The 15,843-nt window shown below is 70.0% G+C and carries 15 protein-coding genes; 3 read left to right on the top strand and 12 right to left on the bottom strand.

Translation table 11 applies throughout. The features are described from left to right. Positions 1 to 31 precede the first annotated feature (31 nt). On the bottom strand, positions 32 to 493 hold the full coding sequence (locus tag ADL03_RS31370) for a hypothetical protein (protein WP_053737202.1): 462 nt from the start codon (positions 491 to 493) through the stop codon (positions 32 to 34). A gap of 24 nt (positions 494 to 517) precedes the next feature. Beyond that, positions 518 to 1,030, bottom strand: coding sequence for a GNAT family N-acetyltransferase (locus ADL03_RS31365; RefSeq protein WP_053737201.1), 513 nt, complete (start codon positions 1,028 to 1,030; stop codon positions 518 to 520). Between the two features lie 71 nt (positions 1,031 to 1,101). Here ADL03_RS31365 and ADL03_RS31360 point away from each other — a divergent pair, with 71 nt between their 5' ends. Continuing rightward, positions 1,102 to 1,551 (top strand): helix-turn-helix domain-containing protein, encoded by a 450-nt coding sequence (locus ADL03_RS31360; RefSeq protein WP_053737200.1) that lies wholly within the window; start codon positions 1,102 to 1,104, stop codon positions 1,549 to 1,551. A 71-nt stretch (positions 1,552 to 1,622) separates the two neighbouring features. On the opposite strand, the gene ADL03_RS31355 is transcribed toward ADL03_RS31360, so the two are convergent. Then, positions 1,623 to 4,622, bottom strand: coding sequence for a BTAD domain-containing putative transcriptional regulator (locus tag ADL03_RS31355; protein ID WP_197288805.1), 3,000 nt, complete (start codon positions 4,620 to 4,622; stop codon positions 1,623 to 1,625). 51 nt (positions 4,623 to 4,673) lie between these two features. After that, entirely contained in the window at positions 4,674 to 5,597 is a 924-nt protein-coding gene (locus ADL03_RS31350; protein ID WP_197288804.1) for an AsnC family transcriptional regulator, read from the bottom strand. On the opposite strand from ADL03_RS31350, the gene ADL03_RS46000 reads away from it, so the two are divergent. Beyond that, the gene (locus tag ADL03_RS46000) at positions 5,587 to 6,450 is read left to right on the top strand and encodes a bifunctional 2-polyprenyl-6-hydroxyphenol methylase/3-demethylubiquinol 3-O-methyltransferase UbiG (RefSeq protein ID WP_082373623.1); all 864 of its coding nucleotides are present in this window, start codon (positions 5,587 to 5,589) and stop codon (positions 6,448 to 6,450) included. The two genes, ADL03_RS31350 and ADL03_RS46000, sit on opposite strands and share 11 nt — an antisense overlap. Here ADL03_RS46000 and ADL03_RS31340 read toward each other — a convergent pair. Continuing rightward, on the bottom strand, positions 6,362 to 6,958 hold the full coding sequence (locus tag ADL03_RS31340) for a TetR/AcrR family transcriptional regulator (RefSeq protein ID WP_053737196.1): 597 nt from the start codon (positions 6,956 to 6,958) through the stop codon (positions 6,362 to 6,364). The genes ADL03_RS46000 and ADL03_RS31340 overlap by 89 nt on opposite strands. 64 nt (positions 6,959 to 7,022) lie before the next feature. Here ADL03_RS31340 and ADL03_RS31335 point away from each other — a divergent pair, with 64 nt between their 5' ends. Next, positions 7,023 to 7,487 (top strand): hypothetical protein, encoded by a 465-nt coding sequence (locus tag ADL03_RS31335; protein WP_063798767.1) that lies wholly within the window; start codon positions 7,023 to 7,025, stop codon positions 7,485 to 7,487. Positions 7,488 to 7,684: 197 nt separating this feature from the next. Here the strand turns inward: ADL03_RS31335 and ADL03_RS31330 are convergent, their stop codons facing one another. From ADL03_RS31330 to polA, 7 genes are all read right to left on the bottom strand, one after another. Next, positions 7,685 to 8,074: a RidA family protein gene (locus ADL03_RS31330; RefSeq protein ID WP_197288803.1), complete on the bottom strand. Its 390-nt coding sequence runs from the start codon at positions 8,072 to 8,074 to the stop codon at positions 7,685 to 7,687. 27 nt (positions 8,075 to 8,101) lie between these two features. Next, complete coding sequence (locus tag ADL03_RS31325; protein ID WP_053737193.1) at positions 8,102 to 9,004, bottom strand: methionyl-tRNA formyltransferase; 903 nt, start codon at positions 9,002 to 9,004, stop codon at positions 8,102 to 8,104. Beyond that, positions 9,001 to 10,233, bottom strand: a complete 1,233-nt coding sequence (locus ADL03_RS31320) for an argininosuccinate synthase (protein ID WP_053737192.1) — start codon at positions 10,231 to 10,233, stop codon at positions 9,001 to 9,003. The genes ADL03_RS31325 and ADL03_RS31320 overlap by 4 nt, the downstream gene beginning before the upstream one ends. Before the next feature lie 17 nt (positions 10,234 to 10,250). Then, positions 10,251 to 10,976 carry a hypothetical protein gene (locus tag ADL03_RS31315; RefSeq protein WP_157529508.1) on the bottom strand — a complete coding sequence of 242 codons (726 nt, stop codon included), beginning with the start codon at positions 10,974 to 10,976 and terminating at the stop codon, positions 10,251 to 10,253. 226 nt (positions 10,977 to 11,202) lie between these two features. Continuing rightward, positions 11,203 to 11,835 carry a hypothetical protein gene (locus ADL03_RS31310; RefSeq protein ID WP_053737190.1) on the bottom strand — a complete coding sequence of 211 codons (633 nt, stop codon included), beginning with the start codon at positions 11,833 to 11,835 and terminating at the stop codon, positions 11,203 to 11,205. 49 nt (positions 11,836 to 11,884) lie between these two features. Further along, the gene (locus ADL03_RS31305; protein ID WP_053737189.1) at positions 11,885 to 13,036 is read right to left on the bottom strand and encodes a glycosyltransferase; all 1,152 of its coding nucleotides are present in this window, start codon (positions 13,034 to 13,036) and stop codon (positions 11,885 to 11,887) included. 131 nt (positions 13,037 to 13,167) lie between these two features. Next, positions 13,168 to 15,843 (bottom strand): DNA polymerase I, encoded by a 2,676-nt coding sequence (gene polA / locus ADL03_RS31300; protein ID WP_082373622.1) that lies wholly within the window; start codon positions 15,841 to 15,843, stop codon positions 13,168 to 13,170.

Raw genomic sequence — 15,843 nt, 5'->3', positions numbered from 1 at the left:
TTGCACACCGCGAACGCCGGGCGCGCCGCCGTCACCCGAGCACGCTGCGGTAGCGCCGCGGGAGGTACAGCTCCGGCGCGCTGTCGTAGGGGTACTCGACCACCCGCAACCGGGTGCGGTGCCCACCGGCCTGCTCGTACGCCCAGTACCGGCCCTGCTCCTCCGCCCACGCCGCGAAGACCACGACGTGCCGGGTGAGGTTGGTGCCGTCGGCGCGCAGGACGACGTCGCCCGCGCGCAGCTCGTCCGGCCCGATCACCGTGCTCACGCCGGCCAGGCCGCGGGTGTCGAGGCCGCCGTGGCGGTCCTCCGGCTTACCGGGCAGGCCCCACGCCATGGACACGAAGCCGGAGCAGTCGGCGCGGTAGATGCCGTGCTCGTTGGCGTGGAACTTCGTCTGGCCGTAGGGGACCGAGTCACGCAGCCACGTGCACGCGCGTTCCACGATCTCGGCACGGCCGATGAGGCGTCCGGCGGTGCGTGCGGAGGTCACGCGCCCATGGTCGGTGACCGACCTCTAAATGCCCTGCAAACTCGCTATAAGGTCCGCGTCGGTGATCTCGGCGGTGACCCACGCGAGCGGGTAGCTGAGCCTGATGGTGTCGTCGCTCCTGGTCAGCCGCACGCCGGGGAGCACCTTGCGGACCAGCGCGAGCATGGCGTGGTTGTCCGGCAGCACGTCGCCGTGCAGCTCCGCGAGCCCGAGCCGGGCCGCCACCTCGGTCAGCGCCTCCAGCAACCCCCGGCCGACGCCGCGGCGCTGCCAGCGGTCGACCACGGCGACGGCGATCTCGGCGCCGCACTCGCCGGTGCGGATGACGCGGGCGATGCCGATCGGTTCGCCGGCGATGCGCGCGCAGACGGCCGCGTGCCGCGTGCCGTCGACGTCCACCAGCACCTCGCGCGCGGACGCGGTGAGACGCGGTGTCGGGGAGTGGAAGCGCTGGTAGCGGCTTCGCGCGGACAGCCCGGCGAACACCGCGTCCACCGCCGCGGGGGCCGACTGCCGGTCGAGCTCGGTGACACGCATGGGACCCCCTGAGTTCGGAATCCGAACTGTAGCTGAGTTCGAAAAACGAACGCAAGGGATATCCTGGGGGCATGTCGTACGCGAGCTTCGCCAGCCTGCCCTGCACGCTGGGCCGCCCCGCCGCACTGCTGGGCGAGCGCTGGACGTTGTTGCTGCTCCGCCAGATCTTCCTGGGCACGCGCCGGTTCGAGGACTTCCAGTCGGCGATGGAGATCTCCCGCAGCGTGCTGACCGACCGGCTGAGCATGCTGCTGGACGAAGGCGTGCTCAAGCGCGTGCCGTATCAAGCCGATGGACGCACACGGCACGAGTACCGCCTCACGGAGAAGGGCAGGGACCTCTACCCGGTGCTGATGGCGCTGCGGACGTGGGGCGAGAAGTGGATGCTGGCCGAGCAGGAGGACGAGCCGTTCTCGCTCGAACACCGCGACTGCGGCGGCGGCGTGCGGGCGAAGGTCGAGTGCACCGGCTGCGGTGCCGAGCTGACGGCGCGCGACGTGCACGTGACGGCGCGCTCGTGAACCCGTACCAGGTGCCTCGTCCGGCTACCTCGGGCACGACGTGCTGCGCCGAGTCGGCGCAGCACGTCGTCCTAGGTGCTCAGGTGGGTTGAGCGCCAGTCACCGGCACTCAACCCCTCCAGCTCGTCCGCCTCCCGTGCCCGCAGGTCCGCGAAGAGTGCCTTGGCCTGCGCCCAGATCGCCTCGTCACCGGTGGCGGCCGCGAGGTCGCGCATGGTGCGGGCCTGCCAGATCGGCAGCCCGAGCGTGGTCCACTGGTCCAGCGCGTCCTCCAGCAGGTCCGCGGCCTCCTCGTCCCGGCCCTGGGCCAGTGCGGCCTCGCCGAGGGTCCTGGTCATCAGCGCCACGCCGAACCGGTCGCGCTGACGGGTGCAGACCTCCAGGCAGCCGGCCAGCAGGTCCTCCACGCCGTCGAGCTCGCCCGCCCGCAGCGACGCCTTCGCGAGCGACTGGACGGCGTACGTGGCACCGAGCTCGTCACCGGCCTCGCGCAGGATCCGTTCCGCGTCCCGGCTGAGCTCCACGGCCCGCGGGAACGCCCCCGTCGCGCGGTGGCAGACGCTCAGGCCGCGCAACGCCAGCGCTTCGCCGCGCTGGTCGTCCAGTGCGCGGTACAGCTCGACGCAGCGTTCGAACGACGCGATCGCCCCGGTGACGTCGCCGTGGTCGCGGTGGATGGCGCCGACGCCGTAGCTCGCCGCGGCGACGACCCCCTTGTCCCCCAGCGCGATCGCCTGGTCGAGCAGCTCGCGTGCCTGCTCGAACTCCGCGAGGTCGCGCCGGACCGTGCCCATGCCGACGTACGCCACGGCGAGGGTCTCGGTCTCGCCGATGTCCCGCGCGATCTGCGCCGCCTGCTGGAAGTGCCGCAACGCCATCGCGAAGTCGTCCTGCTCGTAGCGCAGCTGCCCGAGCCCGGTCAGCAGCACCGCCTCCGCCCGCCGGTTGCCGCGGTCGCGGGCGGACCTGAGCGCGACCTCGTGGGTGCGCTGCCAGTTGCCGAACTCGTTGCGGGCGGCGAAGGGCGACGACAGCAGCGACGTGAGCACGGTCGTGGTCAGCTCGTCCACACCGAGGTCGTGCGCGCGTTCGACGGCCCGCACGACCGCGTCCGTCTCGGAGTGCAGCCAGCCGTTCGGGTCCTCCTCGACGTCCTCGGCCAGCCGCCGGTCCACCTCGACCGCCGGGGTGAGCCGGGGGCGCAGGCCCAGCGTCACGCGCGGCAGGTTCCGCACCCCGGTCTCCACGAGCGCGAGCCACGTCGCGAGCGTGCGGGTGACGGCCTCGGTGACCTCGCCCGCGGGTTCCCGCGCGGCCTGCTCGGCGCCGAACAGCTGCACCAGGTCGTGGAACCGGTAGCGCACGCGGCCGATCTGGTCGACGCCCGCGACGTCGACCAGCCGCAGGTCCACGAGGTGCTCGACCACGTCCTCCGCGTCGTACGGCGGGATGTCCAGCAACGGTGCCGCGACCCACGCGCCGAAGTCCGGCAGGTCGAGCAGGCACAGCAGGTGGAAGGCCCTGCGGTGCACCGCGTCCAGCTCGGCGTAGTTGAGCCGCAGCGACGAGCGGATGGCCAGGTCGCCCATCTCCAGCTCGTCGAGCCTGCGCCGTTCGTCGGACAGCCGCCTGGCCAGCGTCTTCAACGGCCAGTGCGGCCGGGCCAGCAGTTTCGCCCCGGCCGCCCGCAGCGCCAGCGGCACACCGCCGCACAGCTTCGCGATCTGGTGCGCCGCCTCGGGTTCGTTGCCGATCCGGTCGGTGCCGACGATCCGGCTGAGCATCTCCGCGGAGATCTCGTCGCTGAGGAACCCGAGCTCGATCGGTTCGGCGCCTTCGAGCCCGGTGAGCCGGCTGCGGCTGGTGATGATCACGAAGCAGTTCGCGTTGCCCGGTAACAGCGGCCTGACCTGGGCCTCGCTGCGGGCGTTGTCGAGCACGATGACCAGCCTGCGGTCGGCGACGGTGCGCCGGTACAGCTCGACGCGTTCGTCCGGCGCGGCCGGCTGGTCGGTGCCGGGGATGCCAAGCAGCCCGAGGAACCGCCCCAGCACCTCCTGCGGTTCGAGGTCGCGCCCCGCGCCCCGCAGGTCCGCGAACAGCTGCCCGTCGGGGTAGGTCTTGCGCAGCAGGTGCGCGGCGTGCACGGCCAGCGCCGACTTGCCGGCCCCGCCGAACCCGGAGATCACGGCCGTCGGCGTCGCCGTGCTGTCCTCCGGCGGCTCGCACAGCCCGATGACCTGCTTGAGCGCCTCCTGGCGGCCGGTGAAGTCGCTGATGTCCGGCGGCAGGTGGTGCGGCACGACCTGCGGCTTGATCACGACCGGCGCCGACGCGGCGGTGGTGAGCGCGTCCTCGATCGTGCCGTTGAGGATCGCCGTCTGCAGGTCCCTGAGCTTCTCGCCCGGCTCGATCCCCAGCTCGTCCAGCAGGTACTCCCGCGCGTCGCGGTACACCGTCAACGCGTCCGCCGTCCGTCCCGCACGGTGATACGCCCTCATCAGCAACTCACGCGTCTCCTCGCGCGCCGGGTGCGCGTTCGCCAGTGCCGTGAGCCTGCCGATCGCGTCCTGCGCCCGCCCCTGCCGCAGCTCGCAGCGGCCGAGACCTTCCTCGACGCTGAGCCGCTGCTCTTCGAGCGCGAGCGCGTGTCCTCGTGCGAACTGCGCCTCCACCCCGTGCAACGCCGGTCCCCGCCACAGCGCCAGCGCCTGCTGGTAGTGCGCGACCGCCGTGCTCTGGTCCCCGGCCCGTTCCGCCTGCCGCGCCGTGGCGACGTGCCGGGCGAACATCTCCACGTCGCTGTCGACATCGAGCACGTACCCCGGCGCCCTCGTGATCAGCGCTTTGTCGAGCGCCCTGCGCAACGACGACACGTAGGTGTGCACGAGCGCACCGGCGGTCTGCGGCGGCTGGTCGTCCCAGATGAGGTCGATCAACCGGTCCACCGGCACCACCTGCCGCGGCTGCAACAACAACGCGGCGAGCAAGGTCCTCGGCTTCGGTCCGCCGAGGTTCACCTGTCTGTCGCCGACCCACACTTCCACTGGCCCCAGTACGAGCGCCTTCACGCCCACACCCCCATCCCCCAGAATGAGCACGCGTGCGTCTTAGAGAATGCACTACTCGGCGGTGAGATCCACCCGTTTCAGCGTGCGCAGCACTGGAGCGGTCTCCACGTCGTTGACGCCGTCGAGCCCGCCGATCCGCTCGGTGAGGTACCGGTAGAGCTCGCCCGTGGTCGTCGTGGCGATGCTGGCGACGAGGTTGCGCGGCCCGGTCGTGGCCGCGGCGAAGTACACCTCGCGGTGCCCGGCGAGCGCCCGTCCGGTCTCCGCAAGCGCCGACGGCCTGACCGACATCCACAACCGGGCCTGCGTCGGAAAGCCGAGGTCGGCGGGATCGGCGTCGAGCTGGACGTCGAGCACACCCGCCCGCCGCAACAGCTCGACCCTGCGCCTGGCCGTCGACTCGGACGTGCTGGTGGCGTGGGCGAGCTGGGTGAACGTCGCCCGTCCGTCCACCGCGAGCACCCGCAGGAGCGCCTCGTCCGTTCCGCTCAGCTCGACCGCTTCGTGATCACGCGTGACCGTCAACGCCGCCACTTCCTCGTCCGTCAGGCAGTGCACGCCGCGCCACGTCTGCGGCGCCGTGAACCCCCGCAGCACGGCATGCGCACTCACGTCCACCAGCCTGCGCGGCAACCGGTCGAGCAACAGCTCGTCGGCGCTCGCGACCTGCTGCATGCACGAGATCTCGGTCCCACCCGACATCAGGTGCACGAAGTGGGTGTCCGCGCGCTTGGCGAGCGCCCGCGCCAGCGCCGCCCCCGCGTCCGGCGTGCACCTGAGCCGCAACGTCCACGCGTGGTACCCGAGCCGGAACCGGTTCGGCACCCCCACCACCCGGACCCCGCGCTCCACGAGCCCCCGGTACCTGCGCGCCACGGTGTGCTCCGACGTGCCGAGCACCTCGGCGATCCTCGCGAACGGCGCCCGCCCGTCGATCTGGAGGGCGTGGACGAGCCTTCGGTCGATGGATTCCACCTTCGTCAGCGTATTGCGTGCCGGATTCCGCCACGTTTCTACGGCTGGCCGCTACTTCGGCGCGCGTCCTGGCCACGCTGGACGCATGGTTGACTTCGAGGGTTTCTACCGGGGCGGGCCGCTGGTCGAGGGCATGCCGGACGTCGGCGTGCCGTGGGACATCGGCGGGCCGCAACCGGCCGTGGTGGAGTGGGAGGCGGCGGGACGGTTCCGCGGGCACGTGCTGGACGCGGGGTGCGGAACCGGCGACAACGCGATCTTCCTTGCGGCGCGCGGGCATCGCGTCACCGGGGTGGACATCGCACCGACGGCGATCGACATCGCACGGTCCCGCGCCGTCGGAATCGATCCCGACTCGACCCCCTCCGGGGGGCGAGCGGCCCCCACTCCCATCATCCCAGCCAGGTCTGACACTTCCGGCGACCTCACCTGGGCGGTGGGCGACGCGGCAACCCTCACCGGCCAGTTCGACACCGTCCTGGCCAGCGCCCTCTTCCACTGCCTGCCACCGGACCGCCGCCCCGCCCTGGCGCGCACGCTGCGCAACGCCGCCGCCGACGGCGCGTTCCTCAACCTCACCTGCCTGGCGAACCTCGAAGCCCCGTTCCAGGTCTCCGAACCCGAACTGCGCACCGCCCTCACCGAAGCCGGCTGGGACATCACCCGCTTCGAGCGCGGTTCCGTCGCGGTGGCCGGGGTTCCGGGCCTGCCCACCCTCCCGGTCTGGCTCGTCGAAGCCACCGCGGCGAAAGCCACCGCAACCGCTACCGCAACGACTCCACGTGCCGACCCAGCAACGCCACCATCAACTCGGGTGTCATCCGATCCGGGTGCAGCACCCCGTTCACGCTGAGCCCGTCGATCAGCGACGCCAGCCGCTCCGCCTCCAGCGTCACGTCGAGGTCCGCGGCCACGGTCCCCTCCGCGACCATCCGCCGCACGACCTTCCCGCAGATGAACCGCAACCCGTCGTAAAGCCGCTCGGCCTGTGGCAGCAACGCGGGCCGGGTCCGCGTCGCCGTGACGAAGGCCAGCCACAGCACGGCTTCGTCGCGGCGGCGCTCGTCCAGCGGCAGCATCTCGGACAGCACCCGGACGGCCGGCCGTCCCTCACCCGAGCCCAGCGTCTCCACGTGCGCCAGGATGCGGGCGCCGATCGAGTCCACCAGCGCCTCCACGGCGAAGACGATCATCGCGTCGTGGCTGTCGAAGTAGTGGCGGATCGAGCCGATGGCGAGACCGGCCTCCTGGGCGACGTTGCGCAGCGACGCCTGTTCGACGCCATCACGGACCACGACGCGGAACACCGCCTCGGCGACGTGCTGACGGCGGGCGACCGGATCGACGACTCGGGGAGACACCTCCCTTTTGTAGCACGACCCTGCTAGTTTAAGTAGCAGGGGTATGCCACAAAAGGGGGAAGCAATGACATACGCGCTGATAGCGGCCGGTGTGCTGTACGTGCTCGTCCGCAGGTTCATCGGTGAACCGCTCAACGCCCGCGACCTGCTCGGCCCGCCGGTGTTCCTGCTGTTCTTCGGCATCCGGGCGACGACCGACTTCCACGCCGCCTACCTCCTGCCGCTCGCGGCGGGGTTCGCGTTCGGCGCGCTCCGGGGCATGACGATCAGGCTCTACGAACGCGACGGTCACCTGTGGCAGCGGTACACGCCGTGGACGTTGCTCGTGTGGGTGACGTCGCTCGGCGTGAGCGTCGGCCTCGGCTTCCTCGTCGGCGGGCACGCGCCGACGCAGCTGTCGATCGGCGTGAGCATGCTCGGCGAGCTGTGCACGATCGGCGCGAAAGCGCTCAACACCGGCATCCCGTTCGCGCGGAACGAGGCAGGCAGCCCGTTGGCGCGGTTGCACGACAGGCGCGGACCGTCGTGAAGTCCTCCTGGGAACCGGTCTGCCCGGCGTCGCCACCCGCACACCACACGACCCGCGGGTCCGGTGTGCTTCGACGTCGCCGGGCAGACCGGTGACCAGGGTCCAGATCACCACCGCCTACCGGATCCCCTACGCGCGCGTCGGCACCGCGGTCACGAACACACCGCGGGAGATCGAACGCCAGGAGACCCGGTCACTCACTCGGCAGCGGCGGCGACGACCTCGATCTCCACCAGCCACTCCTCCTCGTAGATGTCGCAAGCGATCACGGTGACCGCGGGTTCGTGGTCACCGAGGAGCTCGCGGCGCACGTCGGAGTTGACGCCGCGGTACTTGCGGTCGGCCAGGAACGTCGTCGCCTTGACGATGTTCGTGCGGTCCATGCCCGCCGCCTCGAGGGTGGTGAACACGTTCGCCCACGCCTGCCGGCACTGCGCCTCGAAGTCGTCGGGCACGTTGCCGTCGGCGTCGGCGGGGATCTGACCGCTCACGAACAACAGTTTGCTGCCACCCGGCACGCTGGCGGCCTGGACGTAGCCGGGGCTGGGGATCGCCGTCTTGATCGGCGTGAAGGATGCGGTACGCACGCACCGCATCCTCCCGCATCGCCACGATCAGGTGAGCCGGCCACCCATCTTCTTGAACACCTCGGCCGCCGGACGTGCTTCTTCGCCGTCGACCTGGACCTCCAGCAGGATGATCCCCTCGGTGCCCGTCACGACCGCCACACCGCCGTCCGCCTGCCGCACGACCTTGCCGGGCGTGCCGCAGAAACCCATCGACGGCAGCGCGGCCTTCTTGACCGCGATCCGCTGGCCGTCGAGCGTCGTCCAGGCGTTCACGTACGGGTCGGACTGGCCGCGGACCAGGTCGTAGATCGACCGGGTGCTCTTCGTCCAGTCGATCCGGGTGTCGTCCTCGGTGATCCGGTGCCAGAACGTGCGCTTCGCCGCGTCCTGCGGCGTGCCCCGCTCACCGGCGGCCAGCCGGTCGAGCGCTTCGAGCGTCGCCGGCACGTACTGCGCGGTGACCTGCTCGTAGATCTCGGTCGCCGTGTCGTGGTCGCCGATGGGCACGACGCGTTGCACCACGACCGGTCCCGTGTCGAGCTCCGGTTCCATCAGGTGCACCGTGACGCCGGTTTCGCTCTCGTGCTCCCGGACCGCCCAGTTGATCGCGCCGAACCCGGAGAACTTCGGCAGCAGCGCGTCGTGCACGTTCAACGCGCCCAGCCGTGACGTGGTCAGCAGCTCGCCGGGCAGCCGCGTGCGCCAGTTCGTGGAGACGATGGCGTCCGCGGCCAGCTCCCGCAGCTGTCCGGGCAGCTCGGGCTCGCGCCCGTTCGCCGAGATCACGCACGACAGCCCGTGCCGCTCGACCAGCTCGGCCACGTGGGGCTCGCCGAGCCCGGTGAACTCGGTGCGGTGGGTCAGCACCTGCACGACGTCGTGGTGTTCGACGAGCGCGCTGAGCACCACCGCACCGAGTTCGCCGTAGCCGAAGAAAACAATCCTCATGAAACTCCTTCAGGCGCTGAGTCGGACGCCGCGGCGGCCACCGACGCGAAGCGCAGCGCGTTCATCCGGATGAAGCCCTCCGGGTGGTGCCGCTCGTAGGCCGCCGCACCGACGCCCGCCTCGAACGACACGCGCTTGCGGCTGTGCCGGGAGAACGGCGAGGTGCGCCGCAGCACGCTCACGTTCCCCTTGTACAGCGCGACCTCGACGTCGCCGGACATGTTCTGCTGGCTGTGGTCGATCGCCGCCTGCAGCATCTCCCGCTCGGGGGCGAACCACAGGCCGCGGTAGACGAGCCTGGCGTAGCGCGGCATCAGCTCCTCCTTGAGCAGGGCCACCTCGCCGTCGAGCGTCAACGCCTCCAGCGCGCGCCTCGCGGTCAGCAGGACCGTACCGCCGGGCGTCTCGTACACGCCACGCGTCTTGATGCCGATGATCCGGTTCTCGACCATGTCGACCCGGCCGATCGCGTGCTTCGTGGCGAGCTCGTTGAGCTTGCCGAACGTCTCCGTCGCGGTCAGCGGCACCCCGTCGACCGCGACCGGGTCGCCGCCCTCGAACGTGATCGTGACGCGCTCCGGCTCGTCCGGCGCCTCCGCGAGGTCACGCACCCGGAAGAACACGCCGTGCGGCGGCAACGCGCCGGGGTCCTCCAGCACCTCGCCCTCGTAGGTGGTGTTCATCAGGTTCTGGTCGACCGAGTACGGACGCTCGGCGGCACCGGTGCTGTCGATCTGGATGCCGTGGTCGGCGGCGTACTTGAGCAGCTGCGACCGCGTGTTGAGGTCCCACTCCCGCCAGGGCGTGATGATCTTGATGTCCGGGTTGAGCGTCTGGTACGCGAGCTCGAACCGCACCTGGTCGTTGCCCTTGCCGGTGGCACCGTGCGCCACCGCGTCCGCACCCACGGTCTTCGCGATCTCGATCTGCTTGGCCGCGATCAACGGCCGCCCGATCGCCGAGCCGAGCAGGTAACCGTCCTCGTAGACGGCGTTGGCCCGCAGCATCGGGAAGACGTAGTCGCGGGCGAACTCCTCACGCAGGTCCTCGACGAACACCTCCGCCGCACCGATGGCGTACGCCTTGTCCCTCGCCCGGTCCAGCTCCTCACCCTGACCGAGGTCCGCGATGAACGCGACCACCTCGCATTCGTAGGTCTCCTTCAACCACGCCAGGATGACCGAGGTGTCCAAACCGCCGGAATAGGCAAGAACCACTTTGTTGACCACGACGCTCCTCTGGCTTTTCAGACGCGGAAAAGGTCTTCCATGGTTTCGTGCGAGATTTCCTTGCTCAGATCCCGTTCGGCCGCGTAAGCCATGTTGATGATCGTGCGCTTGGCGCCTTCCTCAACGGGGTGCACGCGGTGCAACGTGGTGTCGGTGCGCAGCAGGTAGATGTCACCGGGCTTCAGCTCGTACGAATAGATCGGGTTGTTCACGAGCTGCTTGAACACCTGCGGATTCTGCTTGTCCCACGCCGTGTTCGGCACCGTCTGCACGAACCCGCCGAACTCGACGTCGGGGCAGTCGACCACGAAGATCACGCCGAAGCTGTAGTCGTCCCAGTGCCAGCCGTGCGTGTCACCAGGCCGTTCGAGGTGCGTGATGACGTAGTGTTCGGGCTCGTACGGGCACTCCAGAACCTGCTCACCAGCGACGTTGCTCAACGCCCTGATGAACGCGGGACTGCTGTAGAGATCGACGGTCGCACCCCCGTGCGCCCGGATGTCGGCAGCCGTGACGTTGCGCATGTACCGCGGGCTGTTGCTGGTCTCCGCCAGGTGCAGGTCCCTGCGCACGGACTGCTCGGTCAGCAGCTCGTTCACCTCGGCCGCGACCATGGCTTTCACGTCGGCGGGCAGGAGGTAGGACACGAGCGCGAAGCCCGTTTCGTAGAACGACTTGCGCGAAGCCCACAGCTGCTCGTTGTCCACCTCGCGGTGAACGTGCTCCTCGATGGACGAATCCAATGAAGTGACGATGGACAATTCCGTCTCCCCGGTCCGGTCGTTTGCAGCCGAAAAAATCCCCCACTGAAATCGGCTCCGAATGTGGCGCTCCGACAGCCTGCTGGTTTTGTTCAGCCGGTGTCAACGGCGGTTAAACCTGTGTCTTCGCCGGAGGAAATGGGCGGGATCAGCGTCCGTTATGGCTCCGGGACGGGCGGCACCGGCCGCACCGCCCGACGCCCTGCGGTCAGCCGCCGTTGAGGTGCGCGGCGAGCTGCTCGGCCTGCGCCTTCGTGAACCTGCCGGTGATCTGCACGACGCCACCCGGGATCGCGGACTGGATGGTGGGTGCGCTGAGCACGCGGCCGTTCATCAGGATCGCGACCTGGCTGCCGATGTTGGCGGCGGTGAAGTCGCCGAAGACCTGGGCGCCCTGCTGGTCGAACTTCACGGTCACGACGTGGCCGGCCCCGGTGGCATCGGGCTCGGCGGTGGCTTTCATGACGCGGTCGCCGTCGAGGAACACCGGGCCGAGGGCGTAGCGGTGGTCGCCGGCGTCGCAGGTGACCAGCGGGAGGGTCCTGTCGTCGTTGCCCAGCAACGGGTCTGGTGCCGAGCAGTCGAAGGTGGCCAGCAGCTGTGCGCGGGCGGGGCCTTCGGCGAGTTGGCGGAGGGCTTTGGCCTGTGCGACCGCGGGGTCGTCCGCGCTGTGGTGCGGGGCCGGATAGCCGGTTGGCTGCTGGTTGGTGGGGACGGGGTCACCCTCGACCTTGCGGAAGGTCAGCGGTCCGGACAGGAAGGGGTCCGTGGACTGCGCGCCCTGTTCCGGCGTTGTGCAGGCGGCGGTGACCAGGAGCAGGGCCAAGGCGAAGATCCTCATGCCGATGGCTTACCACGGGCGTTCCGCCCGCATCAGCGGATTCGTTGGCTTACAACGCCATCAGACGCACAGCGGCTTGGTGGGCGCCGTCGGTGCGGATGTGCGGGGCGAGTGCCGCGGCTGGTTCGGACAGCTGGAGCGTGTCGGCGAGGGTGCCGGGGGTCAGCGGGCCCTTGCGGCCGATGCCGAGGCGTTCCACCTGTGCGGCCCAGTAGTGCTGGTCGTACAGGTGGGGTAGCACGAACTGGGGCACGCCGGCCGCGGCGGCGGTCGTGGTGGTGCCGGCGCCGCCGTGGTGGACGACCGCCGCGACGCGGCGGAACAGGGTCTGCTGGTTCACCTCATCGATCGTGATGTGGCCGGACGTGTCGGCGGGGAGTGCAAGGTTGGCCCAGCCTCGTTGCAGGACAATGCGTTTACCGAGTTCGCGGGCAGCGTCGAGGGTGGCGGTGACGGCCTGCGGGTCGGTGCGGGACATGCTGCCGAGGCCGAGGTAGACGGGTGGCTCGCCGTTGTCGAGGAAGGCTTCCAGGGCGGGGGCGAGGGGGCGTTCGTCGCGCAGGAGCCAGGCGCCGGTCTGCACGAGGTCGCCGGGGCCGGGCCACGGGCCGAGCACGGGGTCCGCGGCGAGCCACGGGCTGTCGCCGAAGATGTGGTCGCGGACGTCTTCGACCGGGGGCAGGCCGAGTTTCGCGCGTTCCGCGTTCAGGGTGTCGCGGGAGAAGGAGAACATGTGACGCTGTCGTTCCCATTGCGCGAGGTTCTCTTCCGCGGTTCCATTCTTCGGAACGTTGCCCAGCATTGCCGGCGGCGCGTGGTGAGGTGACGGCAACGTGTTCGCGCAGAAACTCGCGTACACGTAGTGCGCGCCGGTGCTTTCGGCCACCGAACGGGTGGCGTGCTGCAGCGCACCGCCCGCGACCAGCACGTCCGCGCCCTCGGCCACCGCCCTGACCACCGCGAACTGGTCTTTCACACTTTGCTCGGCCAGCACCCTGAGCTGTGCCGGGTCGACCTTCGCGGCGTCGCGCAGGAACGGGCCGACCGGCGTGAAGTCGATGCCGTTGCCGGTCACGAGCTCTTCGAAGTCGGGAGGCGCGACCACGGTGACGTCGTTGCCGAGCATTGTCAGCTGCACGGCCAGCGCGGTGACGGGTTGCGCCTCACCGCGTGAACCGATCGTGGACACCAGAAAACGCATCGTGAAATCCCCTCAATCCGCTGGCAGGCAACGAATTGTGGGGGAAACACCGGGGCTTGCGGCAAGTCCCCCGGTGCGTTATAAGTTCCAATGGGGAGAAGAACGGCCTCCCCATTGGAACCGGCGTTCCTCTAGTGCGCCGCGTCGTCCCACGAGCGGCCGACGCCCACCGAGACCTCCAGCGGGACCTGCAGCGGGTAGGCGTTGCCCATCTGGTCGCGCACCAGCGCCTCGACGGCCTCGCGCTCGCCGTCGGCGATCTCCAGCACGAGCTCGTCGTGGACCTGCAGCAGCATGCGGGAGCGCAGGCCGGACGAGTCGAGGGCGCGGAAGACGCCGAGCATCGCGACCTTGATGATGTCGGCGGCGCTGCCCTGGATCGGCGCGTTGAGGGCCATGCGTTCGGCCATCTCGCGGCGCTGGCGGTTGTCCGAGGTGAGGTCCGGCAGGTAGCGGCGGCGGCCGAGCACGGTCTCGGTGTAGCCGTCCTTGCGGGCCTTCTCGACGATCTCGTTGAGGTAGTCGCGGACGCCGCCGAAGCGCGAGAAGTAGGCCTCCATCTGCTCGCGCGCCTCCTCGGTGGGGATGCGCAGCTGCTGCGAGAGGCCGAACACCGACAGGCCGTAGGCCAGGCCGTAGGACATGGCCTTGATGCGGCGGCGCATCTCGCCGGTCACCTCGGAGGTGGGGATCGAGAACGCCTGCGAGGCCACGTACGTGTGCAGGTCCTCGCCGCTGTTGAAGGCCGCGATCAGGCCCTCGTCGCCGGACAGCGTGGCCATGATCCGCATCTCGATCTGGCTGTAGTCGGCGGTCATCAGCTCGGCGTAGCCCTCGCCGACGACGAACGCCTGGCGGATGCGGCGGCCCTCGTCGGTGCGGATCGGGATGTTCTGCAGGTTCGGGTCCGTCGAGGACAGCCGGCCGGTCGCGGCGATCGTCTGGTGGAACGTCGTGTGGATGCGGCCGTCGTCGGCGACCGACTTCAGCAGTCCGTCCACAGTGGACTTCAGGCGGGTGACGTCGCGGTGCGACAGCAGGTGCTGCAGGAACGGGTGCTCGGTCTGCTCGAACAGGTTCTGCAGCGCGTCGGCGTCCGTGGTGTAGCCGGTCTTGGTCTTCTTCGTCTTCGGCATGTTCAGCTCGTCGAAGAGGACCGTCTGCAGCTGCTTGGGGCTGCCGAGGTTGATCTCCTTGCCGATCACCGAGTACGCGTCCTGGGCCGCCTGCTTCACACCGGCCGCGAAGTGCGCCTCCAGCTCGGACAGGTGGTCGACGTCGATGGCGATGCCGACGGCCTCGACGTCGTCCAGCACGTTCATCAGCGGCAGTTCGAGGTTCGCCAGCAGGTCCGCGCCGCCGATCGTGACCAGCTCGGCGTCGAGGCGGTCGGCCAGCTCGGCGACGGCGCGGGCGCGCAGGATCGTGCCGGTCGCCACCTTCTGCGCCTCCTCGGACTCGTCCGACAGCAGCGACAGCTGGCCGTCGCCGGACTCCTCGGCGCGCAGCTCGCGCTTGAGGTAGCGCAGGGCCAGGTCGTCCAGCGCGAACGACCGCTGGCCCGGCCGCACCAGGTACGCCGCGAGCGCCGTGTCCGACGTCAGGCCGCGCAGCTTCCAGCCGCGGGCGCGGACCCGGCGCAACGGCAGCTTCAGGTCGTGACCCGCCTTCGCCACGCCCTCGTCGGCCAGCCAGGCGGCGAGCGCCTGCTCGTCGGCCTCGTCCAGGCCCTCGACGGCGACGTAGCCGCCCTCACCCGAGGCCGTGCACAGCGCGACGCCCTCGATGTCCTGGCCGGTGATGCGCAGCGCCACGCCCACGCGGGTCTTGCGGGCGTGCTGGTCGAGCCACCTGGCCAGCGTGCCGGCCGGGATCACGCCACCGGAGACCTCGAAGCCCTCCTCGGCCTCCGGCTCCGCGGTCGACAGCGTCGAGAACAGCCGGTCGCGCAGGACGCGGAACTCCAGCTCGTCGAACAGCCGGTGCACGGCGTCGCGGTCCCACTGCTTCACCTCGAGACCGTCCACCTGGTACGGCAGCTCGAGGTCCTTCACCAGCTCGGTCAGCTGGCGGTTCATGATGATGTTGTTCAGGTTGCCGCGCAGCGCCTCGCCGACCTTGCCCGGCACCTCGTCGATGTGGTCGACCAGCTCGTCGAGCCCGCCGAACTGGTTGAGCAGCTTGATGATCGTCTTCGGTCCGACGCCCGGCGTGTTCGGCAGGTTGTCCGACGAGTCGCCGCGCACCGCCGCGTAGTCGGCGTACTGCTCGGGCCGCACGCCGTGCTTCTCCTCGACGTACGCGGGGGTGAACCGGCCCATCTCGGACACGCCCTTGACCGGGTACAGCACCGTGACCTTGTCGTTGACCAGCTGGAACGCGTCCCGGTCGCCGGTGACGATCTCGACCTCGAAGCCCTGCTCCACCGCCTGCGTGGTCAGCGTGGCGATGATGTCGTCGGCCTCGAAGCCCTCCTTCTCCATCTTGCAGATCTGGAGCGCGTCGAGGACCTCGCCGATCAGCGACACCTGGCTGCGGAACTCGTCCGGCGTCTTGGAGCGACCGGCCTTGTACTCGGGGTACTGCTCGGAGCGGAACGTCTTGCGGGAGACGTCGAACGCCACCGCCACGTGCGTGGGCTTCTCGTCCCGCAGAATGTTGATGAGCATGGACGTGAACCCGTACACGGCGTTCGTGACCTGCCCGGTGGCCGTCTGGAAGTTCTCGGCGGGCAGGGCGTAGAACGCTCGATAGGCCATCGAGTGACCGTCGATGAGCAGGAGCCGCTTCACGTCTGAGGGAGTCAC

Source organism: Nocardia sp. NRRL S-836 (genome assembly GCF_001279525.1).
Lineage (GTDB): Bacteria > Actinomycetota > Actinomycetes > Mycobacteriales > Pseudonocardiaceae > Lentzea.
This window is presented reverse-complemented; position numbering and strand designations above follow the sequence as displayed.

Excerpts from the sequence above, each read along its gene's own strand:
- ADL03_RS31365 (WP_053737201.1), bottom strand. The coding sequence starts at position 1,030 with ATGCGTGTCACCGAGCTCGACCGGCAGTCGGCCCCCGCGGCGGTGGAC.
- ADL03_RS31360 (WP_053737200.1), top strand. The coding sequence starts at position 1,102 with ATGTCGTACGCGAGCTTCGCCAGCCTGCCCTGCACGCTGGGCCGCCCC.
- ADL03_RS46000 (WP_082373623.1), top strand. The coding sequence starts at position 5,587 with ATGGATTCCACCTTCGTCAGCGTATTGCGTGCCGGATTCCGCCACGTT.
- ADL03_RS31335 (WP_063798767.1), top strand. The coding sequence starts at position 7,023 with ATGACATACGCGCTGATAGCGGCCGGTGTGCTGTACGTGCTCGTCCGC.
- ADL03_RS31325 (WP_053737193.1), bottom strand. The coding sequence starts at position 9,004 with ATGAGGATTGTTTTCTTCGGCTACGGCGAACTCGGTGCGGTGGTGCTC.
- ADL03_RS31310 (WP_053737190.1), bottom strand. The coding sequence starts at position 11,835 with ATGAGGATCTTCGCCTTGGCCCTGCTCCTGGTCACCGCCGCCTGCACA.
- ADL03_RS31305 (WP_053737189.1), bottom strand. The coding sequence starts at position 13,036 with ATGCGTTTTCTGGTGTCCACGATCGGTTCACGCGGTGAGGCGCAACCC.